General features: G+C 72.8%; 23 protein-coding genes, 1 tRNA gene and 1 pseudogene. 16 read left to right on the top strand and 9 right to left on the bottom strand.

Features of this window, described 5'->3' with window-relative positions:
* The first annotated feature begins 6 nt into the window (after positions 1-6).
* The 3 genes from hppD to AC1VM9_RS20675 all read left to right on the top strand — a co-directional run bounded on the left by hppD (position 7) and on the right by AC1VM9_RS20675 (position 3,918).
* Positions 7-1,251: a 4-hydroxyphenylpyruvate dioxygenase gene (hppD, locus tag AC1VM9_RS20685; RefSeq protein WP_481345303.1), complete on the top strand. Its 1,245-nt coding sequence runs from the start codon at positions 7-9 to the stop codon at positions 1,249-1,251.
* Positions 1,252-1,319: 68 nt separating this feature from the next.
* Positions 1,320-2,165: an RDD family protein gene (locus AC1VM9_RS20680; protein WP_481345304.1), complete on the top strand. Its 846-nt coding sequence runs from the start codon at positions 1,320-1,322 to the stop codon at positions 2,163-2,165.
* A 175-nt stretch (positions 2,166-2,340) separates the two neighbouring features.
* Positions 2,341-3,918 carry a DHA2 family efflux MFS transporter permease subunit gene (locus AC1VM9_RS20675; RefSeq protein WP_481345305.1) on the top strand — a complete coding sequence of 526 codons (1,578 nt, stop codon included), beginning with the start codon at positions 2,341-2,343 and terminating at the stop codon, positions 3,916-3,918.
* 80 nt (positions 3,919-3,998) lie between these two features.
* Here the strand turns inward: AC1VM9_RS20675 and AC1VM9_RS20670 are convergent, their stop codons facing one another.
* Positions 3,999-4,844, bottom strand: coding sequence for a DinB family protein (locus AC1VM9_RS20670; RefSeq protein ID WP_481345480.1), 846 nt, complete (start codon positions 4,842-4,844; stop codon positions 3,999-4,001).
* Between the two features lie 161 nt (positions 4,845-5,005).
* Between AC1VM9_RS20670 and AC1VM9_RS20665 the strand changes: the two genes are divergently transcribed.
* Positions 5,006-5,860: a hypothetical protein gene (locus tag AC1VM9_RS20665; RefSeq protein WP_481345481.1), complete on the top strand. Its 855-nt coding sequence runs from the start codon at positions 5,006-5,008 to the stop codon at positions 5,858-5,860.
* A gap of 63 nt (positions 5,861-5,923) precedes the next feature.
* On the opposite strand, the gene fahA is transcribed toward AC1VM9_RS20665, so the two are convergent.
* Both fahA and AC1VM9_RS20655 read right to left on the bottom strand, forming a co-directional pair.
* Positions 5,924-7,162 (bottom strand): fumarylacetoacetase, encoded by a 1,239-nt coding sequence (gene fahA, locus AC1VM9_RS20660; RefSeq protein ID WP_481345482.1) that lies wholly within the window; start codon positions 7,160-7,162, stop codon positions 5,924-5,926.
* A gap of 77 nt (positions 7,163-7,239) precedes the next feature.
* Complete coding sequence (locus tag AC1VM9_RS20655; protein WP_481345483.1) at positions 7,240-8,082, bottom strand: hypothetical protein; 843 nt, start codon at positions 8,080-8,082, stop codon at positions 7,240-7,242.
* A gap of 105 nt (positions 8,083-8,187) precedes the next feature.
* On the opposite strand from AC1VM9_RS20655, the pseudogene AC1VM9_RS20650 reads away from it, so the two are divergent.
* Positions 8,188-9,503, top strand: a pseudogene (locus AC1VM9_RS20650) (homogentisate 1,2-dioxygenase domain-containing protein).
* Positions 9,504-9,519: 16 nt separating this feature from the next.
* On the top strand, positions 9,520-10,179 hold the full coding sequence (locus AC1VM9_RS20645; RefSeq protein ID WP_481345485.1) for an IclR family transcriptional regulator: 660 nt from the start codon (positions 9,520-9,522) through the stop codon (positions 10,177-10,179).
* A gap of 19 nt (positions 10,180-10,198) precedes the next feature.
* Here the strand turns inward: AC1VM9_RS20645 and AC1VM9_RS20640 are convergent, their stop codons facing one another.
* Both AC1VM9_RS20640 and AC1VM9_RS20635 read right to left on the bottom strand, forming a co-directional pair.
* Positions 10,199-10,813, bottom strand: coding sequence for an isochorismatase family protein (locus tag AC1VM9_RS20640; RefSeq protein WP_481345486.1), 615 nt, complete (start codon positions 10,811-10,813; stop codon positions 10,199-10,201).
* A gap of 3 nt (positions 10,814-10,816) precedes the next feature.
* Positions 10,817-12,130, bottom strand: coding sequence for a nicotinate phosphoribosyltransferase (locus AC1VM9_RS20635; RefSeq protein ID WP_481345487.1), 1,314 nt, complete (start codon positions 12,128-12,130; stop codon positions 10,817-10,819).
* A gap of 102 nt (positions 12,131-12,232) precedes the next feature.
* On the opposite strand from AC1VM9_RS20635, the gene clpS reads away from it, so the two are divergent.
* From clpS to AC1VM9_RS20605, 6 genes are all read left to right on the top strand, one after another.
* Positions 12,233-12,535, top strand: coding sequence for an ATP-dependent Clp protease adapter ClpS (gene clpS, locus AC1VM9_RS20630; protein WP_481342663.1), 303 nt, complete (start codon positions 12,233-12,235; stop codon positions 12,533-12,535).
* Positions 12,535-13,302 (top strand): DUF2017 domain-containing protein, encoded by a 768-nt coding sequence (locus tag AC1VM9_RS20625; protein ID WP_481345488.1) that lies wholly within the window; start codon positions 12,535-12,537, stop codon positions 13,300-13,302. The genes clpS and AC1VM9_RS20625 overlap by 1 nt, the downstream gene beginning before the upstream one ends.
* Before the next feature lie 76 nt (positions 13,303-13,378).
* Positions 13,379-14,146 carry an MBL fold metallo-hydrolase gene (locus tag AC1VM9_RS20620; RefSeq protein WP_481345489.1) on the top strand — a complete coding sequence of 256 codons (768 nt, stop codon included), beginning with the start codon at positions 13,379-13,381 and terminating at the stop codon, positions 14,144-14,146.
* 90 nt (positions 14,147-14,236) lie between these two features.
* Complete coding sequence (gene rph / locus AC1VM9_RS20615; RefSeq protein ID WP_481345490.1) at positions 14,237-14,977, top strand: ribonuclease PH; 741 nt, start codon at positions 14,237-14,239, stop codon at positions 14,975-14,977.
* On the top strand, positions 14,974-15,594 hold the full coding sequence (gene rdgB / locus AC1VM9_RS20610; RefSeq protein WP_481342659.1) for an RdgB/HAM1 family non-canonical purine NTP pyrophosphatase: 621 nt from the start codon (positions 14,974-14,976) through the stop codon (positions 15,592-15,594). Before rph ends, rdgB begins: the two co-directional genes overlap by 4 nt.
* Complete coding sequence (locus tag AC1VM9_RS20605; RefSeq protein ID WP_481345491.1) at positions 15,591-17,153, top strand: molybdopterin-dependent oxidoreductase; 1,563 nt, start codon at positions 15,591-15,593, stop codon at positions 17,151-17,153. The genes rdgB and AC1VM9_RS20605 overlap by 4 nt, the downstream gene beginning before the upstream one ends.
* On the opposite strand, the gene AC1VM9_RS20600 is transcribed toward AC1VM9_RS20605, so the two are convergent.
* On the bottom strand, positions 17,134-17,604 hold the full coding sequence (locus AC1VM9_RS20600; protein ID WP_481342657.1) for a RidA family protein: 471 nt from the start codon (positions 17,602-17,604) through the stop codon (positions 17,134-17,136). The genes AC1VM9_RS20605 and AC1VM9_RS20600 overlap by 20 nt on opposite strands.
* Positions 17,605-17,644: 40 nt before the next feature.
* Here AC1VM9_RS20600 and AC1VM9_RS20595 point away from each other — a divergent pair.
* From AC1VM9_RS20595 to AC1VM9_RS20580, 4 genes are all read left to right on the top strand, one after another.
* Positions 17,645-17,724 (top strand) — tRNA-Leu (locus AC1VM9_RS20595).
* 42 nt (positions 17,725-17,766) lie between these two features.
* Positions 17,767-18,240: a thioredoxin-dependent thiol peroxidase gene (gene bcp / locus AC1VM9_RS20590; RefSeq protein ID WP_481345492.1), complete on the top strand. Its 474-nt coding sequence runs from the start codon at positions 17,767-17,769 to the stop codon at positions 18,238-18,240.
* A gap of 30 nt (positions 18,241-18,270) precedes the next feature.
* A complete protein-coding gene (locus tag AC1VM9_RS20585) occupies positions 18,271-18,525 on the top strand; it encodes a DUF3618 domain-containing protein (RefSeq protein WP_481345493.1) in 255 nt (84 codons plus the stop codon).
* Positions 18,526-18,589: 64 nt separating this feature from the next.
* The gene (locus tag AC1VM9_RS20580) at positions 18,590-18,883 is read left to right on the top strand and encodes a GroES family chaperonin (RefSeq protein ID WP_481342206.1); all 294 of its coding nucleotides are present in this window, start codon (positions 18,590-18,592) and stop codon (positions 18,881-18,883) included.
* A 36-nt stretch (positions 18,884-18,919) separates the two neighbouring features.
* Here the strand turns inward: AC1VM9_RS20580 and AC1VM9_RS20575 are convergent, their stop codons facing one another.
* From AC1VM9_RS20575 to AC1VM9_RS20565, 3 genes are all read right to left on the bottom strand, one after another.
* Positions 18,920-19,828 (bottom strand): hypothetical protein, encoded by a 909-nt coding sequence (locus tag AC1VM9_RS20575; RefSeq protein ID WP_481345494.1) that lies wholly within the window; start codon positions 19,826-19,828, stop codon positions 18,920-18,922.
* A 157-nt stretch (positions 19,829-19,985) separates the two neighbouring features.
* Complete coding sequence (locus AC1VM9_RS20570; RefSeq protein WP_481345495.1) at positions 19,986-20,423, bottom strand: SRPBCC family protein; 438 nt, start codon at positions 20,421-20,423, stop codon at positions 19,986-19,988.
* Positions 20,424-20,551: 128 nt separating this feature from the next.
* A complete protein-coding gene (locus AC1VM9_RS20565) occupies positions 20,552-21,034 on the bottom strand; it encodes a hypothetical protein (protein ID WP_481345496.1) in 483 nt (160 codons plus the stop codon).
* Between the last annotated feature and the right edge of the window lie 40 nt (positions 21,035-21,074).

Below are 21,074 nucleotides of genomic sequence, written 5' to 3'. Positions count from 1 at the left end.
CGCGCCATGACTGACACGATGCCGTCTCGGCCAGCCGAGCTCACCGACGACCGCACCCAGCAGGAGCGCGAGGCCGACCTCGATCTCGACCAGCTCAAGCAGCTCGTCGGTCTCGTCGAGTACGACGAGAACACCGACGTCTTCCCGGTCACCGGCTGGGACGCGATCGTCTTCGTCGTGGGCAACGCCACCCAGAGCGCGCACTACTACCAGAGCGCGTGGGGCATGGAGCTCGTCGCCTACTCCGGGCCGGAGAACGGCAACCGCGACCACAAGGCGTTCGTCCTGCGCAGCGGGTCCATCCGCTTCGTCGTCAAGGGCGCCGTCGACCCCGACAGCCCGCTCGCCGACCACCACCGTCGCCACGGCGACGGCGTCGTCGACATCGCCCTGGAGGTGCCGGACGTCGACCGCTGCATCGCCCAGGCCCGCCAGGCCGGCGCGACCGTGCTCGAGGAGCCGGCGAACCACACCGACGAGCACGGCACGGTCCGGGTCGCGGCCATCGCGACCTACGGGGAGACCCGTCACACGCTCGTCCAGCGCACCGTGGACGGGCAGACCTATGCCGGCCCCTACCTGCCGGGCTACGAGCCCGCCGCGTCCTCCTACGAGCGGCGCGAGGGCCAGCCCAGGCGACTGTTCCAGGCGCTGGACCACGTCGTCGGCAACGTCGAGCTGGGCCACATGGACGAATGGGTCGCGTTCTACAACCGCGTCATGGGCTTCGTGAACATGGCCGAGTTCATCGGTGACGACATCGCCACCGACTACTCGGCCCTCATGAGCAAGGTCGTGGCCAACGGCAACCACCGCGTGAAGTTCCCGCTCAACGAGCCGGCGGTCGCCCGGAAGAAGAGCCAGATCGACGAGTACCTCGAGTTCTACCGCGGCGCGGGCGCCCAGCACCTCGCGGTCGCGACGAACGACATCCTCGCCTCCGTCGACGCCCTGCGCGCCAACGGCGTCGAGTTCCTCGACACCCCCGACAGCTACTACGAGGACCCCGAGCTTCGGGCGCGCATCGGCAACGTCCGCGTCCCGATCGAGGAGCTGCAGAAGCGCAGGATCCTCGTCGACCGCGACGAGGACGGCTACCTGCTCCAGATCTTCACCAAGCCGCTGGGCGACCGGCCGACGGTGTTCTTCGAGCTCATCGAGCGGCACGGGTCCCTCGGCTTCGGCAAGGGCAACTTCAAGGCCCTCTTCGAGGCCATCGAGCGCGAGCAGGACAGGCGCGGCAACCTCTGAGCCCCAGCGGACGCGTCGGGCCCGCCACCCTTCGAGGTGACGGGCCCGGCCCGTGGCAGAGTTGGGACATGAGCCAGCAGCCCTCAGGGTGGTACGACGACCCCAGCAACCCCGACATGCTCCGGTACTGGGACGGGGTCACGTGGACGAACCACACCGCACCGAAGGCGTCGCCGACCGCGGCGCAGAGCACCATCGGAAGCCCCCAGGGCTCGGACCCGGGACGCGACGCCACCGGTGCGGCGGCGACCCCGCCGGGCGCACCCACCCCGACGAGGCCGATGCCCCAGGGCGGCTGGCAGCAGGGCGGTCAGTCGCAGTACCAGCAGTCCCCGTACCAGCAGTCGCAGTACCCCGGGGCGCCCCAGGGCGGTGCCCAGTGGATGTACAACGTCAAGACGACCGCCGACGGCGTGCCGCTCGCCTCGTGGGGCAAACGCCTCGCGGCCTGGCTCATCGACGGTGTGCTGCTCGCGATCGTCGGCGGGGCCATCGCCTGGGCGGCGACGCCGAGCCTGCAGCAGGGGATGTCGGACGTCTTCCAGGCCGCGGCCAGCGGTGACCGGACCTCGGCCACCCAGCTGCAGGGCGAGCTCATCGGTCCCTCGCTCCAGTTCGGCGTCGTGCTGTGGCTCGTCGTGACGGCCTACTGCCTCGTCTTCTGGACCACGACCGGCCAGACGCTCGGCAAGATGGCCCTCGGCATCAGCGTCCGGAGGGCCGCGGAGCCGGGACCGCTGCCGCTCCGCGCGGCGGTCCTGCGTCGCCTCGTCCCGCTCGCCGGTCAGTTCGTCAACCTCCTGACGCTCATCGACTACCTGTGGCCGCTCTGGGACGACAAGCGCCAGGCGCTGCACGACAAGGTGGCCGGTACCCAGGTCGTCGAGGGCAAGCAGCCGCGCCGGCAGGGCTGAGCCCGTCGGGGAGCGCGTCCCGCCGTCGGCGTCCGCGGCTGCGGCCGTGCGGACGCCGACGGCGAAAACGCCTTGCTCCGCTGTCGGTGGTCGGCGGCAGAATGACAGGCGCGGTCATCACCGCGCCACGGCGACGACGCCGTACCCACACTCCACAGACCACCGGAGCCCACTCGTGTCCTCACCGACCACATCGACCACGACGGGCGGACCACCCGCCCTGCCCGACAAGCTCGACGCCGCCGTCCTCAAGGTCGCCGGCGTCGTCGTCCTCGGCGCGATCATGTCGATCCTCGACATCACCGTCGTCAACATCGCGCTGACCAGGTTCCAGACCGTCTTCGCCGAGCCGGGCGGCCAGCCGCTCGCCTACTCGACCGTCGCGTGGACCGTCACGGCGTACACGCTCGCGCTCGCCACCGTCATCCCGCTCACCGGCTGGGCCGCCGACCGGTTCGGAACGAAGCGGCTCTACATCCTGGCCGTCGTCCTGTTCACCGCCGGCTCGGCGCTCTGCGCCTCGGCGGGGTCCATCGAGATCCTCATCGTCTTCCGCGTCCTGCAGGGCCTCGGTGGCGGCATGCTCATGCCCCTCGGCATGACGATCATGACCCGCGCCGCCGGCCCCGAGCGCATGGGCCGCCTCATGGCCGTCCTCGGCATCCCGATGCTCCTCGGCCCGATCTTCGGCCCGATCCTCGGCGGCTGGCTCATCGACAACTACTCGTGGCACTGGATCTTCCTCATCAACGTGCCGATCGGCGTCGTCGCCGTCGTCTACGCGCTGTGGGCGCTGCCGTCCGACCGGCCGGAGCCGTCCGAGTCCTTCGACGTCGTCGGCATGCTGCTCATGTCGCCGGGCCTGGCCCTGTTCCTCTACGGGGTCAGCTCCATCCCGGGCGAGCGCACGGTCGGCTCCGGCAAGGTCCTCGTGCCCGGCCTGGTCGGGCTGTTCATGATCGCCGTCTTCGTCGTGTACAGCTTCCGGCCCAAGCACCCGCTGCTCGACCTGCGGCTCTTCTCCAACCGGCGCCTCACGGTCGCGACCATCACGATGTTCCTCTTCGGCGCGGCCTTCTTCGGCGGCCTGCTCCTCGTGCCGCAGTACCTCCAGCAGGTGCGTGCCGAGACCCCACTGCACTCGGCCTACCTCATGGTGCCGCAGGGCATCGGCGCGATGCTGACGATGCCGGTCGCCGGGGCGCTCGCCGACCGCTTCCCGGTCGGGCGCATCGTCCCGTTCGGCCTCGTCGCCATCGTCGTCGGCATGTTCGCCCTGACCCAGGTCGGCCCCGACACCTCCTACTGGGGCTTCATCATCCCGGTGCTGTTCCTCATGGGACTGGGCATGGGCGGCACCATGATGCCGATCATGACCTCGGCGCTCAAGACGCTGACCCACCACCAGGTGGCCCGGGGTTCGACGCTGCTCAACATCACCCAGCAGATCGCTAGCTCCATCGGCGTCGCCGTCATCTCGGTCGTGTTCACCAACTACCTCAACGGGACGCGGACGGCCGGGGCGGTGCTGCAGGCGCAGTTCGACCCGGCGGTCAAGGACAAGCTGGGCCCGCAAGGCCTGGCGGCCGCGGTCGCCGAGCTCGCCGACGTCTACGGCAGGACCTTCCTCGTCGCGGCGATCCTGTGCGCGGCGACGCTCGTCGCCGCGGCCTTCCTGCCGCGGCGCCACGAGGAGTCGCACCTGCTCGACGAGGACCAGGAGGGGGTCACGGCCCCCGTCGCCCTGCACTGAGGGTCGCGCACACGCGAGCCGACGTGACCCGACACGACGCGCCCCCGCCGAACCGGCGGGGGCGCGTCGTCGCGTCGGCCTCAGCCGTCCTCGGCTGGGGACAGGGCTGCGAGGTCTCGCTCGGCGAAGAGGCGGTGGTGGTACTCCTCGTTGAGGACGATGAGGAGGCACTCGCGGACGAGGAACGACTCGCCGGCCGGCGGCCACCCCGGCGCCTCGACCGGCGTCGTCATGCGGTCCAGCTCGTCCTCGGTGAGGTGGTCGACGACCTCGCGGACCGTCGCCATGCGGTCCCGCCGCAGCGCGAGCGCCTCGTCGAGGGACGGGCGCACGTGCCGGTCGCGGGGGACGCCGGGCGTGTCCTGCATCTCGTCCCACGGCAGGTCGAGCGGGTGCCACGGCGACGGGTCGCCGAGGACGCCGCGGCGCACCCAGGCGTCGGTGGCGAAGGCGAGGTGCCGCAGCGTCTCGACGAACGACCACTCGCCGCCGACGGACGCGTGCAGCTGCTCGGCCGGGAGCGCCTGCGCCCGCTCCACCGTTCCCGCCCACAGGCGCTCGACGACGTCCCACGCCTCACGGAAGCCGGCCGGGTCGGTCGGGCGCATCCGCGGCCGGTCGGGGTCGCGCCGGTCCAGCTCGGCCTCCACGAGCGGGACGATGTCCACCCCGTTGACCGTGACGTCGAGCAGCTCCCCGGAGATGTCGACGTCCTGCAGCTCGACACCGCGCATGACGACGCGTCGCAGCTCGGTGCCGCGGACGGTGGCGTCGGTCAGGCTGACCGACGAGAGCTGCGCCCCCTGCAGGTCGACGTGCCGGAACGTGCTGTCGCGCAGGTCGACCCGCTCGAAGCGTGAGCCGCTCAGGTCCTCGCCGACGTGGGCGGTGCCGATCTGCGGTGGGCGTTCGGAGTCCTCGCTCATGCCGCGACCGTAGACCCACCACCGGACGTTCCGCGTCCGGATGCACGCCGGTCGACGGACGAGTCGGGCGACGGGATGGCGTGAACGGACGGCGAACGTCCGCGTGCGGGTCTACCGTCGAACCAGGTGCTGTGCCAGTGCCCACCAGGTGGAGGGGTCCCATGCTGCGAAGAATCCTCGCCGCCGCGACCCTCGCCGGGCTCGCGGGCCTCGGCCTCGCCGTGCCTGCCGAGGCCGACCCCGGCACGGGCACTCTCACCGTCACGGGCGACGCGGGCGACTACCTCACCCAGGGCGTCGGCCACGCCTACTCGAGCCCGGCCGACGCGGTCGACCTGACCGGTGACCTCCACCACGTCGCGGTGGGTGTCAGCGGCGACGACGGCGACTGGTGGACCATCGACGTGGCCGCGCCCCCGGGTGAGGTGCTGACCGCCGGCACCACGTACGCGGCGACCCGGTACCCGTTCAACGACGGCGCGGGTTTCGACCTGGCCGGCAACGGTCGCGGCTGTGACACGTCCAGCTCGATCGTGACCGTCGAGGCCATCGGCGTCGACGACGTCGGGGCGGTGACCCGGCTGGCCGCGACGTTCGAGCAGCGGTGCGACGCCGGAGCCGCCGCGGCTCGTGGCCACGTGGACGTGAGCCTCGCGCCGGCGCAGCCCCCGTTGCAGGTCCGCCTGACGACGACCGGCGCGACGCTGGGCTCCTCCGGCGGTGTCGTGGTGGCCGGCACGCTGACGTGCTCCTCCGACACGACGGCGTACGTGCGGGTCGTCGTCACCCAGATCGTCGGCCAGACCCTCCTCGACGGCACCGGCAGCACGTACGTCGACTGCCGGGCCGGGCGCACGGCCGGCTGGGCGGGGTTCGCCTACGACACCGCCGGACCGTTCCTCGCCGGCGACGCGGTCGTGGCGTCGACGGTCTCGGCCGGTGACGCGGCGACCGGGGAGCAGGCGCGTGCCTCGGACACCGACACGCTCCGGCTCGGCGTGCCGCCCACGTCCTGAGCCGCCGGTCCGCCGCCGGTGAGCGCAGGGTCCGCGGCCGCTGAGCGCGCGGTCGGCCGCCGGTCAGCGAGCGGGGCGGACCGTCCCGGTCGCCTCCGCGATGCCGACGCGGGCGCCGTCCGGTCCGGGCGCCCACGCGGTCATCGTCACGGTGTCGCCGTCCTCGAGGTAGGCACGGGTGGACCCGTCGGCCAGGGTCAGCGGCTCGGTGCCGTTCCACGTCAGCTCGAGCAACGAGCCGCGGGTGTCCTTGCGGGGACCCGAGATCGTCCCGGAGCCGAAGAGGTCGCCGTCGCGCAGCGAGGCTCCGTTGACGGTGAGGTGGGCGAGCATCTGCGCGGGGGACCAGTACATGGCTCGGTGCTCGGGACGCGAGACGACGGTCCCGTTGATGGCCACCTCGACGTGGACGTCGAGGCCGAAGGCGTCGCCACGCAGGTACGGCAGCACCTCGGGGTCGTGCTGGCCCGGTAACGCCACCCGGGCAGCGTCGAACGCCTCGAGGGGCGTGACCCAGGCCGAGACCGTCGTCGCGAACGACTTGCCGAGGAACGGCCCGAGCGGCACGTACTCCCACGCCTGCAGGTCGCGGGCGCTCCAGTCGTTGAGCAGGACGACGCCGAAGAGGTGGTCGGGGGCCTGGTCGACCGACACCCGTTCACCGAGGGCGGTGGCACCGCCGACGACGTAGCCGAGCTCGGCCTCGATGTCGAGCCGGATGCTCGGGCCGAAGACGGGCGCCGGGTCGCCCGGTCCCTTGCGCTGGCCGGTGGGCCGCACGACCTCGGTGCCGGAGACGACGACGGTTCCCGAGCGACCGTGGTAGCCGATGGGCAGGTGCTTCCAGTTCGGCGGCAGGGCGGGGCTGTCCGGGCGGAAGATCCTGCCGACGTTGGTGGCGTGGTCCTCGCTGGCGTAGAAGTCGACGTAGTCGGCGACCTCGACCGGCAGGTGCAGGGTGACGGCCGCGAGGGGGTGCAGGTGCGGCGTGACGCCCTCGCGGTGCACGTCGTCGGTGAGGACCTCGGTGAGCCATCGCCGGGCGACGGTCCAGGCGGGCCGACCGAGGGCCAGGAAGGCGTTGAGGCTCGGTGTCAGCCAGGCCGTCGCGAGGTCCGGCCCGTCCCCGACGAGGCCGGCGTCGCGGCCGACGGCGGCCACCGCTCCGGCGTCGAGGACGAAGTCGCCGATGCGCACGCCGACGCGCGGTCGGGGGTCTGCAGACGTGGAGAAGACGCCGTAGGGCAGGGTGTGGATGCCGAAGGCGTGGTCTGCGGGGACGTCGAGCCACGTCGTCGTCACGTCGATCTCCTTGGGGGGCTGGGGAACCGGGGCAGTGGTCAGGGCAGTTCAGTGGAGTTCAGGCGAGTTCGCCGGGCTCAGCGCAGCAGGCCGAGGGCGTCGAGCTCGCGCAGGGGGTCGAGGACGCCGCAGCAGCCGTAGGACGTGAAGGCTCGGCGGACCCGCGTGGACGCGGCCTCGTCGAGCGACGCGACGGCGCCGGCGATGACCTCGGTGTCGGTGCGCGCGAGGGTCGCTGCCAGGTGCGGTGCCTCGGCCCCGTCGAGGGCCTCGTGCACCGCGAGCAGGACGTTGAGCAGCCCGTGCATCGGCTCGTCTGCGTACCGGCCCCGGACGGCGTGGTGCAGGCCCCCGGTCAGCTTGAACGAGAGCCCGCGCAGGACGACGGCGTCGAGGAAGCCGCCGAGTCGGTCCTCGTCGGGCCAGGGCCACGTGGGCGTCGGCCCGGTGCGGAACTTCGCACGGACGTCGTGGTCCTCGTCGACGGCGGCCGCCACCTCGTCGAGCGCGCGCTCCTGCGCGCCACCGACGCTGACCTCGACGACGAGCGGCACCCCGAGGGCCAGCAGCTCGCGCCACGACTCGGTCCACCCCACCTCACCGGCCACGACGAGCACCCGGGCGTCGTCGCGGAGCAGGGCGACCGCCTCGGTGAGCGCCTCGAGCGGTTCGGAGGGTCGCACGACGAGGCTGACGGCGAGGGGGTCGCGGGTGGTGCGGTCGTCCGCCGCAGCGAGGGCCGCGAGCCGGCGCGCCGACGCCGCCGGAACGAGGAGGGGACCGACGTGCACCCCCGGTCCGGTGGCGCGCCGGTCGAGGTGCTCGCGCACGGCGACCTCGAGGGCCGCGTTGCCGGGCGGGAAGACCGCGGCGTCGTCGACGAGGCGGTCGAACAGGGGCGCGAACGGCGTCCTTGACATGGTCGGGAGCGTACTCCACTGTTGCTGTAGCGATACACCAACGTCCGGTGAGCGGACGTGCTGGGGTCCTCACCCCCAGTGCACGACAGAGAGGTCAGCGGTTCCATGGCGCACTACCACGCGGTCGGCGACATCCCCCCGAAGCGGCACACCCAGCACCGTCGCGCCGGTGCCGACGGGCAACCGGGCGAGCTGTATTACGAGGAGCTGATGGGGAGGAGGGCTTCTCCTCCGACTCGTCGCTGCTCTACCACCGCAACATCCCCTCGACCACGGTCGCCGCCCGGGTCTGGGACCTCCCGGACCAGTCCACGACCCCCAACCACCCGCTGACACCACGCCACCTCAGGCTGCACGACCTCTTCGACGCCGACGCAGTGGCCCGCACGGACGTCGTCACCGGCCGGCGCCTCGTCCTCGGCAACGGCGACGTGCGCATCTCGTACGCCGTCGCCGCACAGGCGAGCCCGTGGTACCGCAACGGCATCGGCGACGAGTGCGTCTACGTCGAGCGCGGCGCCGCCCGCGTCGAGACCGTCTTCGGCGCCTTCGACGTGGCAGAGGGGGACTACGTCATCATCCCGCGGGCCACGACCCACCGATGGCTCCCGGTCACCGATGCCGCCGAACCGCTGCGCGCCTACTGCATCGAGGCCAACAGCCACATCTCCCCGCCGAAGCGCTACCTGTCCCGGTACGGCCAGCTGCTCGAGCACGCGCCCTACTGCGAACGCGACCTGCGCCAGCCCGCGGGCCTGCTGCTCGCCGAGGACGTCGGGGCCGACCCGGACGAGGAGACCGAGGTGTACATCAAGCACCGCGGCACCGGGCCGGGTGGCGTCGTCGGCACGATCCACACGCTGCCCTTCCACCCGCTCGACGTCGTCGGCTGGGACGGCTGCCTCTACCCGTACGTCTTCAACGTGCGCGACTTCGAGCCGATCACCGGACGCATCCACCAGCCGCCGCCCGTGCACCAGGTCTTCGAGGGGTGGAACTTCGTCATCTGCAACTTCGTGCCCCGCAAGGTGGACTACCACCCCCTCGCCGTCCCCGTGCCGTACTACCACTCCAACGTCGACAGCGACGAGATCATGTTCTACGTCGACGGCGACTACGAGGCGCGCAAGGGCTCGGGCATCGGCAGGGGCTCCATCTCGGTGCATCCCGGCGGCCACGCCCACGGCCCGCAGCCGGGAGCGACGGAGGGCTCGCTCGGCGTCGAGCGCTTCGACGAGCTCGCCGTCATGGTCGACACGTTCCGACCGCTCGAGCTGGGCGAGGGCGGGCGGGCCGTCGACGACGGCCGGTACGCGATGTCGTGGTCGCGGGGCCTGGAGCGTGCCGCCCATGCGGTCCAGGACGCCGGCGGCGCGGCATCGGGCACCCAGCCGGGCCGTGGTGTCCACTCCGAGGGCTGAGGCAGGCGGACGCGTCGTGGCCGACCCCGGGGGACGCAGCGAGTCCTCCCAGACCCTCGACCGCGGCATCCGCGTGCTCGAGGTCCTCGCGGTGCCCGGGCGCGCGGCCGGTTTGACGATCACCCAGCTCGCCGGTGAGCTCGGTGTCGGCAGGCCCGTCGTCTACCGGCTCGTGGCGACGCTCGAGGCGCACCGCCTGGTCTCCCGGGTCGCCGACGGCCGGGTGCGCCTCGCCCTCGGGCTGACCCGTCTCGGCGCCGCGGTGACGCCGATCGTCCGGGCGGAGGCCCGGCCGGTGCTGCGTGAGCTCGCGGACGCGGTCGGCGCGACCGCACACCTGACGATCGCCGACGGCGACGAGGCGCTCGCGCTCGTCGTCGTGGAGCCGACGTGGACCGACTTCCACGTCGCCTACCGGTCCGGCTCCCGGCACCGCCTCGACCAAGGGGCGGCCGGGCGCGCCATCCTCGCCGGACGTGCCGGTCGCTCCGAGGTCGTCCAGACCGACGGAGAGCTGCAGGCGGGCGCGCACGGGCTCGCGGTCCCGGTGCCGACGAGCGACCCCGACGCCGTCGAGGCGTCGGTCGGCGTCGTCGCCCTCGAGCCGCTCGAGCTGCGCACGGTCGGTCCCCGGCTGGAACGAGCCGCCCGGGCCTTGCGCGCCGTCCTCACCTGACGGCGGCCCGCCTTCGCCGCTAGCCGGCGATGGTGGGGGTCCCGACGAGGTGCACGCCGGCGGCGTCGAGCTGCGCGACGGCGGCCTCGGTCGTGGTCCGGGCGACGCCGGCGGTGAGGTCGAGCAGCACCGTCGTGTCGAAACCCGCCTCACGCGCGTCGAGCGCCGTGGCGCGCACGCAGTGGTCCGTCGCGATGCCGACGACGTCGACTCGCGTGACGCCCCGCTCGCGCAGCCACGAGGCGAGGTCGGTGCGCTCGGGGTCGTCGCTGACGCCCTCGAACCCGCTGTAGGCGGCCTCGTACCGGCCCTTGCGGAAGACGGCCTCAACGTGCCCGAGGGCCCCCGCCAGGGCGGGGTGGAAGGCGGAGCCCTCGGAGTCGGCGACGCAGTGCGCGGGCCAGGTGTCGACGTAGTCCGGGTGGTCGCTGAAGTGGGCGCCCGGGTCGATGTGCCAGTCGGCAGTGGCCACGACGTGCGCGTACTCACGGGCGTGGCCGCTCACGTGGTCGCTGACGCCCTCGGCGACGGCCGATCCGCCGGCCACGGCGAGCGACCCGCCCTCGCAGAAGTCGTTCTGCACGTCGACGATGACGAGGGCGCGGGCGCCCTCCGGAGTCGTGGGTCCGGCCATCGCTCAGTGCTCCTCGTAGATCGTGGGGATGACGGGCTCGCCGCGTGACAGCTGGGCGGCGGCCCGGGGCAGCTCGGCGCGCGACGCCTCGTGGCGGGCCCGGGCCTCGTGGATGTCCTGGTGGTCGACGACGACGCCATCGCGGACGAGCTCGACCATCAGCGGCCGGTCGTCGCCGTCGTCGACCGGCCGCTCGCCGATGCCGATGACCTCCGCCTGCGCGACACCCGAGTCGTCGCGCCGCCGCATCGCCCACTTGCGCCCGCCGACCGACAGCTTGTCCTTGCTCTTCTTCGCGACCGGTCGCATCGTGCCGGCGGCGTCCTCGCGCTGGACGAGCTTGTAGACCATCGACGCGGTCGGGGCCCCCGAGCCGGTGACGAGGGCCGTGCCGACCCCGTAGCCGCTGACCGGTCCCGCGGCGAGCGCCGCGATGGCGTACTCGTCGAGGTCGCTCGTGACGATGATGCGCGTGTCCCGGTTGCCGGCGGCGTCGAGCTGGGCCCGCACCTCCTGCGCCTGGATGAGCAGGTCGCCCGAGTCGAGGCGCACGGCGCCGAGCTCGGGCCCGGCGATCTGCATCGCGAGGTCGACGGCAGCGCGCACGTCATAGGTGTCGACGAGCAGCGTCGTCCCCTTGCCGAGCGAGTCGACCTGCGCCGTGAAGGCCTCCGTCTCCGAGTCGTACAGCAGGGTAAACGCGTGAGCGGCCGTGCCCGTCGTCGGAACCCCGAAGCGACGCCCGGCCTCGAGGTTGCTCGTCGCCGCGAAGCCGGCGACGTAGGCCGCCCGCGCTGCCGCGACGGCGGCCTCCTCGTGGGTGCGGCGCGACCCCATCTCGATGCACGGCCGGTCGCCGGCGGCTGCCGTCATGCGCGAGGCCGCCGACGCGATCGCGGTGTCGTGGTTGAGGATCGACAGGACGAGAGTCTCGAGGAGGACGCCCTCGGCGAACGTCGACTCGACGACGAGCACCGGCGACCCCGGGAAGTAGCACTCGCCCTCGGGATAGCCGCTGACGTCGCCGGAGAACCGGTAGCCGGCGAGCCAGTCGAGCGTCGGCCGGTCCACGACACCCGTGCCCTCGAGGAAGCCCAGCTCGGCCTCGTCGAACCGGAACCGCTCGAGGGCCTCGAGGAAGCGGCCGGTGCCGCCGACGACGCCGTATCGCCGTCCGTCCGGCAGCCGGCGCGCGAAGGCCTCGAACACGCAGCGCCGGTGCGCCTCGCCCGAGGCGAGCGCCGCCTGGAGCATCGTCAGCTCGTAGTGGTCGGTCAGCAGCGCCGTGCTCGCGGCGCGGGGGCTCGTCGGGCTCACGAGCCTCAGCCTAGGCGCGGCGCGCTCGGGGACGGTTCGTGGACCTGCGGCCTGCCCGCGGCCTGCCCGCGGCGGGCCCTCCGGTGGACCTAGGGTGGTCCCGTGACGCCGAGCCTGTCCCTCGCCCCGGTCGAGGAGGAGACCACCTCCGTCGACGAGGTCGTCGCCCCCGACCTGCCGTGGGTGACGATCGTGTGGAACGACCCGGTCAACCTCATGACCTACGTGACGTGGGTCTTCGAGACCTACTTCGGCTACCCCCGGGCGCGCGCCGAGAAGCTCATGATGGACGTCCACGTCAAGGGGCGCGCCGTCGTGTCGAACGGTCCCCGCGAGACCATGGAGCGCGACGCCGAGGCACTCCAGGGGTACGGCCTCTGGGCCACCTTCGAGAAGGACGAGTGATGGCGCGCGCCTTCCTGCTCGAGGACGACCGGTACGTCGCCCTCCTCGACGACCTCGAGCGGACCATCCTGCGCGGGCTCATGGAGCAGACCCGCGTCCTGCTCTCGCCGGAGGTCGAGCCGACGGGCGACGCCTTCGACGACCTCGTCGCCTCGATGGGCCTGTCGCTGGGGAACGACGCGTCGGGCGGGTCCGGCTCGCCCGGGGGCACGGGTGCGGGCGGTGACGACGACGAGGCGCGCGACCCCGCCCTCGAGCGCCTCCTGCCCACCGCGCACCGCGGTGACGACGCCGTGGCGGCCGAGTTCCGCCGGCTCACCGAGGAGGGGCTGCGCCAGCGCAAGAGCGGCAACCTCGACCTCGCCGTGCGCCGGCTCGAGGCCGCCCGAGACGACCGGGTCGAGCTCGCGCGCGACGAGGCACCGGCCTTCCTCGTCGCCCTCACCGACGTCCGGCTGCTGCTCGGCGAGCGCATGGGCATGCGCACGGAACAGGATGCCGACGCGCTCTACGACGCGCTCGAGTCGATGGCCGACGACGACCCGCTGGGCTACGCGATGGCCTGGTACGACTTCCTCACCTGGCTGCAGGAGACGCTGACCCAGGCGCTCATGGGCCGCGGCCTCGAGGTCCTCGACACCGACGTCGACGTCGACGCCGACGACGACGACTCAGACGACGACACAGACGACGACATCGAGGACGACACCGACGACGACTACGACGACGCGGACGGTCACGGGCGGCCGCGCCGTCCCGGTCACTGAGCCCGCCGGCGTGGCGTCCGACACACCGGCCGCGCGCGAACGGGACCGCGTCGGTCCCGGCACCTAGGCTCGGGCCGTGGACGTGACGATCGTGGGGTGCTCGGGGTCCTTCGCCGGCCCCGACTCGCCCGCGTCGTCCTACCTCGTGCGGACCGCGCACGAAGGGCGGACGTGGAGCATCGTCCTCGACCTTGGCAGCGGGGCGCTCGGCGCCCTCCAGCGCCACGTCGTGCCGCACCAGGTCGACGCCGTGCTCCTGTCCCACCTGCACGTCGACCACTGCATCGACATGTGCGGCCTCTACGTCATGACCCGCTACGTGCCCGGCGGCACCGGTCGCGGCCCGCTCCCCGCGTGGGGGCCCGCCGGCACCGGTTCCCATCTGGCTCGCGCCTACGGCAGCGGGGAGTCCGACGCACTGCTGTCCGCCTTCGACTTCCACGACCTGTGCGACCGGCACACCTTCACCGTCGGGCCCTTCACCGTCACGCCGGTGCGCGTCGAGCACCCCGTCGAGGCGTACGGCTTCCGCGTCGAGGCGGGTGGGCGCACCCTCGTCTACACGGGCGACACCGACGCGTGCCCGCAGCTGTCCGACCTCATGGCCGGCGCCGACCTCGTGCTCGCCGACTCGGCGTTCGTCGACGGCCGCGACACCACGCCGGGCATCCACCTGTCCGGACGCCGCGCCGCCGAGGCGGCCGTCGCGGCCGGCGGCGTGGGTCGGCTCATGCTGACGCACATCCCCGCCTGGAACGACCCCGAGGTGTGCCGCGCCCAGGCGGCGCAGGTCTGGCCCGGGGAGGTCGAGCTGGCCCGGCCGGACGCGACGTACCGGGTCTGAGGCTGCGCCGAGGTCGAGCGGTCGACGCGGCGGGTCCGGGCGCCGGATGCCCGCGCCGGGTCCCGGCCGGGCATGGTTAGCCTCGGGAGCATGACTGACCGACATGACGGCCGTGCTCCCGACCAGACGCGCGAGGTGCGGATCACCCGCAACTGGCTCGACCACGCCGAGGGCAGCGTCCTCGTCGAGTTCGGCCGCACCCGGGTGCTGTGCGCCGCCTCGTTCACCGAGGGCGTGCCGCGCTGGCTCAAGGGCAAGGGGACCGGCTGGGTGACGGCCGAGTACGCGATGCTTCCGCGGGCGACGAACACCCGCTCGGACCGTGAGAGCGTCAAGGGCCGCATCGGCGGTCGCACCCACGAGATCAGCCGCCTCATCGGCCGCAGCCTGCGCGCCGTCATCGACACCAAGGCCCTCGGCGAGAACACCATCGTCCTCGACTGCGACGTCCTCCAGGCCGACGGCGGCACCCGCACCGCCGCCATCACCGGCGCCTTCGTCGCGCTCGCCGACGCCATCGAGGACGCCCGCGGCAAGGGCCTCATCGGCCGCAACGCGCAGCCGCTGACCGGCTCGGTCGCCGCGATCTCGGTCGGCGTCGTCGGCGGGCAGCCCGTCCTCGACCTCGACTACCCCGAGGACTCGACGGCCGAGACCGACATGAACGTCGTCATGACCGGCGACGGGCGCTACGTCGAGGTCCAGGGCACCGCCGAGGGGGAGCCCTTCGACCGCGCCCTCCTCGACGGCCTGCTCGAGCTCGCGGCCAAGGGGTGTGCCGACCTCACCGAACGGCAGCGCGCGGCGCTCGCCGAGGAGGTGGTCCGGTGACCATGGTCGTCCTCGCCACCCGCAACCACCACAAGGTCGAGGAGCTGCGCGAGATCCTCGCCGACGTCTGCACCGAGCTCGGGCTCGACATCGTCGGGCTCGACGACTTCCCGCACGCGCCCGACGTCGTCGAGGACGGCGTGACCTTCGAGCAGAACGCCGTCCTCAAGGCGGCGTCCGCGGCGAACGCCACCGGCCTGCCCGCGCTCGCCGACGACTCGGGCCTGGCCGTCGACGTCCTCGGCGGCTCGCCGGGCATCTTCAGCGCCCGCTGGTCCGGGGGCCGGGGAGATCTCGCCAACCTCGAGCTGCTGCTGCGCCAGCTCGGCGACGTCCGCGACGAGCACCGCGGTGCTGCCTTCGTCTGCGCCGCGGCGCTCGTGCTCCCCGACGGCCGGTCGGCCGCCGAGCTCGGGCACTTCCCGGGCACCGTGGCCCGCGAGGCCCGGGGCACGAACGGGTTCGGCTACGACCCGATCTTCGTGCCCTCCGGACAGCCGGCCGGTTCTGAACGCACACTGGCGGAGTACGGCACCGACGAGAAGAACGACGTGTCGCACCGCGCGCTCGCGTTCCGGGCGCTCGTGCCCCACCTGAAGGAGCTCCTGAGGCCATGACGACGACCAGCCCGGCCCCGACCGTCCCCGGAACGCCGACGACGCGGACACCCGCGTGGGTGGGCGCCGCGGACGGGGTGGTGGCCGGGCTGCTCACCGTCGGGACGGGCACGCTGCTCGCCGCGGTGATGACCGGCGTCGGCGCGTCTTCCGGGCAGCCGGCCCCCGTCGCCGCGGTGAGCGGGGCGTTCATCGACCGGACCCCGCCGTGGCTCAAGGACTTCGCGGTGTCCACGTTCGGGACCAACGACAAGCGAGCCCTGCTCGTCGGGGTCGTCGTCGTGCTCGCCCTCGTGTCGGCCGCGCTCGGCATCCTCGTGCAGAGACGGCCGATGCCGGCGCTCGTGGCCTTCGCGGTCCTCGGAGCCGTGGGTGTGGCGGCTGTCCTGACGCGCCCCGGTGCCGCCCCGCTCGACGCGCTGCCGACGCTGGTCGGCACGCTCGTCGGGCTGTGGTTCCTGCGCCGGTCGGCCGCCCTGGCGGGGACGCCGTCGCCAGCGGTGGGCCCCGCGCGCCGCTGGGTGCTCGGCGGCGTCGTCGGCGGTGCCGCGGCCTGGGTCGGTGGCGTCCTCGGCGGCAGCTCGTCGGCCGCGACCGCATCCCGTCAGGCGGTCGCGGCGGAGCCCGCCCGCGCCGCGAAGGTGACGGTGCCCGCGGGCGCGGACCTCAGGGTGCCCGGTCTGACCCCGTACATCGTGCCGAACGAGGACTTCTACCGCATCGACACCGCCATCGTCGTGCCGCGCGTCGACGCCGAGACCTGGAGGCTCAGGGTCACCGGCATGGTCGACCGGGAGGTGGAGATCGACTGGAAGACGTTGCAGGGCAAGCAGATGCAGGAGGCGCTGATCACCTTGACGTGTGTCTCGAACGAGGTGGGCGGGGACCTCATCGGGAATGCCGTCTGGACCGGCTGGCCCGTCCGGGAGCTGCTGAGGATGGCCGGGCCGAAGGCGGGCGCCGACATGGTGCTGCAGACGAGTGTCGACGGCTTCACCGTCTCCACCCCGCTCGGTGCGCTCACCGACGACCGCAACGCGCTCCTCGCGGTGCGCATGAACGGTGAGCCGCTGCCGTTCGAGCACGGCTTCCCGGTGCGCGTCGTCGTGCCCGGACTCTACGGCTACGTGTCGGCGACGAAGTGGGTCACCGAGCTCAAGGTGACCACCTACGCCCAGGACGTCGCCTACTGGACGCCGCGCGGGTGGTCGGCCATGGGACCGATCAAGACGGCCTCACGCATCGACGTGCCGAAGGCCGGCGCCGTCGTCAAGGCGGGTACCGTCGCCGTGGCGGGTGTCGCCTGGCACCAGCACACCGGCATCTCCAAGGTCGAGGTCCAGGTGGACGACCAGCCGTGGGCCGAGGCCCGTCTCGCCGCCGACGCGAGCATCGACACGTGGCGTCAGTGGGTGTACGAGTGGAACGCCACGCCGGGCAGCCACGACCTGCGGGTGCGGGCCTACGACGCGAGGGGAGAGGTCCAGTCGCCGTACGAGGCGCCGCCGGCGCCCGACGGAGCGACCGGCATCCACGTCGTCAACGTCCGGGTCGAGTGACGCTCGGCGCCTCCGCCCGCTCCGTGCGCTCCGGACGGCCCTCCGGACGGCTCTCCTCGCCGGTCACGACGGCGTCCACCTCGACCTCGACGAGCAGGTCGGGGTCGATGAGTGCCGCCACCTGGACCATCGACGCGGCCGGCCGGACCTCGGCGAACACCTCGCCGTGCGCGCGCCCGACCTCCTCCCAACGGCCGATGTCCGTGACGTACAAGCGAGTTCGCACCACATCGGCGAAACCGGCGCCGCACTCCGCGAGCGCCTCGCCGACGATCTGCAACGCGACCCGCGTCTGCTCGTAGGCGTCACCGACCCCGACGACCGCACCGTCGCGGACCGCCGTCGTGCCGGCGACGTGGACGAGGTCACCGACGCGCACCGCCCGGGAGTAGCCGACCGAGGTCTCCCACGCCGTTCCGGTACCGACCCGCCTGACGACCTGCTCGCGCATGCCCGCAGCCTAGGCAACTAGGCTGGGCCGCGGATCACGAGCGGACGTGGTGGAACTGGCAGACACGCAGGATTTAGGTTCCTGTGCTTCGGCGTGCGGGTTCAAGTCCCGCCGTCCGCACCGTTGCCCCGGACCCCGACGCGCCCCGACGAAGGAGACACCATGACCGACCGCCTCGAGCCCGGCGCCAAGGCCCCTGCGTTCAGCCTCCCCGACGACACCGGGGCCACGGTCGGCCTCGACGACTTCGCCGGCCGCAAGGTCATCGTGTACTTCTACCCGGCCGCGATGACGCCCGGCTGCACCAAGCAGGCCTGCGACTTCAGCGAGTCCATCGAGTCGCTGCGCGCGGACGGCTACGAGGTCGTCGGCATCTCCAAGGACGCACCCGCCAAGCTCGCCGCGTTTCGTCAGCGCGACCACCTGACGATCCCGCTGCTGTCCGACCCCGACCTGTCCGTCCACCGTGCGTACGGTGCCTACGGGGAGAAGAAGCTCTACGGCAAGACCGTCGAGGGCGTCATCCGCTCGACCTTCGTCGTCGACGCCGACGGCACGCTGAGCCACGCCCTCTACAACGTCAAGGCCACCGGGCACGTCGCCAAGCTGCGTCGTGACCTCGGCCTCGCCGACTAGAGTCGGGCCGAAACGGGAAAGGACCCAGGCATGAGCGACACCGCACGGATCGAGCAGGATATCCAGGCCACCCGCGCCCGCCTCGAGGGCACGGTCAACGAGCTCGCGTACCGCGCACAGCCGCAGGTCATCGCCCAACGGTCCATGCAGGGCCTCAGGCTGCGCCTCGACGAGGCGACGCACACCCCCGACGGTGAGCTGCGGGTCGAGCGCGTCGCCGCCGTGGCGGCAGCGGTCGTCGTCGCCGTGGTCGTCGTCGGGCTGCTGCGCCGTCGCCGCCGCTGAGCCGCGGATCCCTCTCGTGGCCAAGAGGTCCTCGGCGGCGTCCGACGAGAAGCTGCCGATCCGGATGCTGCACGACCGCGTCCTCGTGTCTCTCGAGAACGAGGGGGAGCGGCGCTCCGGCGGCGGCATCCTCATCCCCGCCACGGCGTCCGTCGGCCGGCGCCTCGCCTGGGCGCGCGTCGTCGCCACGGGCGCGAGCGTGCGGCAGGTGCAGCTCGGCGACCGCGTCCTGTTCGACCCGGAGGAGCGCGCCGAGGTGGAGCTGCACGGCGAGGACTACGTCCTGCTGCGGGAGCGCGACATCCACGCGGTGGCGGCCCAGCGCGTCGAGGACGGCCAGACCGGCCTCTACCTCTGACCGACCTGGTGATCGGCTGCCGCCGGGTCGCCGCGCTCAGTCGGGCGTGAGCTTGAGCCAGCGCAGCAGCCCCGGCCCCGGCCAGACCGGCTTGGTCGGCAGCGGCCACCGCTTCGGGTCCTTGGCGTTGAGCAGGGCGTAGCGGTCGAAGCAGACCTGCTGGGACACCGGCCCGTAGAGGTCGGCGTCCTCGCCCATCCAGGCCGCCCGGTGGGCGGCGCGGTAGTCCGCCGGCATCGAGTCCCACAGGGCCTTGTTGAACGCCCGGACCGCGGCGTTGCGCCTGCCCGGTCGGATCGCCTCGTCGTCGATGCGCCCTTCGGTGGTGATGGTCGGGCTCTGACCGAGGCCCGGGATCGCGACCCCGGCGAAGTCGCTCGACCAGCCGCGGTAGGTCAGGCGCCACACGCGGGTCATCTCGGTGATGTCGACCTCGCCGACCTGCCCCTTCCGCGGCCAGTCGGTGGACCGGACCCGGCCGCCCCCGACCGACAGCGCGATGTGACCGTGCTTGCCGCCGGCCCAGTACACCGGCGCGCCCGCCGGGGCGTCGGTGCCGCCGCGACGTCGCGTCGAGCGGTTCCACGCGGCGTTTGCGTCGGGCAGGCCGAAGCTGTGGGGCGCGGCGATGCAGTTCCACACGAAGTTGCAGCACATCCCGGAGGGGAGGTAGGTCGTGAACGCCCGCGCCTTCCCGACGCTGGCCTTCGGACCGCGGAGGACGACCAGGCCGCGGTCGATGCCACCACCGGCGCCACCATCGCCACCATCGCCACCGGCGCCACCCTCGCCACCGTCGCGGGGGGCGTCCGGCTCGTCGGTCCACGGCAGGTCCGGCTCGACGACCGCCTCGCCCTGGTCGCCGCGGTCGAGGTCCCGGTCGAAGCCATCCGGCCAGTCCGTCTCGTCCGCGCCCGGTCCTGCGCTGCCCTGTGTCGTGCTCATGTCGGTGACCTCATCGCCGTGCGCCTCCTCCGCCATCCATCGTTGCCTCGGTGGGCGGTGGTGTCCGGGTGATACACGAACGTGTCCGGAATGTGTCGAAACGGGGCCGGCGGGGCCCTGCTGCGCCATCTCGCTCGTGCGCGCTGTGGAGCGTCTCCTACCGGCGCTCGAGCCGTTCCTTGAGCCGTCGGTAGCTGACCGGCGCCTGCCGGGCGGCCCGACGGCGCACGAACAACGGGACGACGACCCTGCCGATGCCGTGGCCCTCGAGGTCCATCACCGCAGTCAGGCGGGACCTCGTGTCGTCGGCGAGAGGCTCGATCGTGATGGCGGCGTGCGGTCGGACCGGCCCGTCGACGCCCCGGACGGCCCACAGCGTCGGCGGCTCGCTGGCCGTGACCTCCTGCGTCAACGAGAACTGCCGGGCACCGGCCCGACGCGTCGTGGTGAACCGCGACCCGACCGACGTGCCGGTGCCGCCCTCGACGCGCACGACATCGTCCTGCCACTCGGGGAAGTGAGCGGGATCCGTGACGTAGGCGAAGACCTCGTGCACCGGACGGTCGATCTCGACCGTCGACCGGACGACTCTCATGAACCGCCTCCCTCATGCCGAGAACCTGGTCTGACACCAGACTCCCTCTGCAGACGGGCGAGGGCAACGGCTCGAAGGCCTCCCGCGAGCCCCCACCTCCGTCGTCTCCGTCGTCTTCGGGCCGCCTCTCACGTGGGGTGGGCGTGGCGCGCCGGGTGCGACGCGTAGAGCCGGAAGCGGACGAGCATGTCGGCGATCATGAGCGCACACGCCAGACCGCACACTCCCGACGTGACCGCGGCTGCGGGAACGATGCCCACGGCGTAGCCGGTGATCATCAGCGCCCCGGCAAGGACGGTCGATTCGGCCATCTCCAGGGTCGGCTGCCACCCCATGGCCATGAACCGCATCCACGCCACCATGGCCCCTGCCAAGGTCAGGGTGACCACGAGGGCCGACGGGACCGGGGCGCTCTGACGCGGATCGGAGAACCCGACCACGGCGGCAAGCCCGGCCACGAGCAGGCCCAGCAGGGCGAGGCTGACACACATCACGGCGCACATCTGCAGCACGTGGACCACGAACCGGGCCACCTGCCTTCCGGCCGACGGGCTGGGACCGGCCCGCACGGGTGCCTCCAGGGCGGGCTTGGTGTCGTGTTGTAGTCGCATGGCGTTCCTCCTTCGGTCTCGGACCCGTGCTGGAGTGCTG

The sequence above is a fragment of the Monashia sp. HAY1-11D genome (assembly GCF_056868035.1).
Note: the sequence above shows the minus strand (reverse complement) of the source record. Positions and strands in the feature narration are given on the sequence as shown.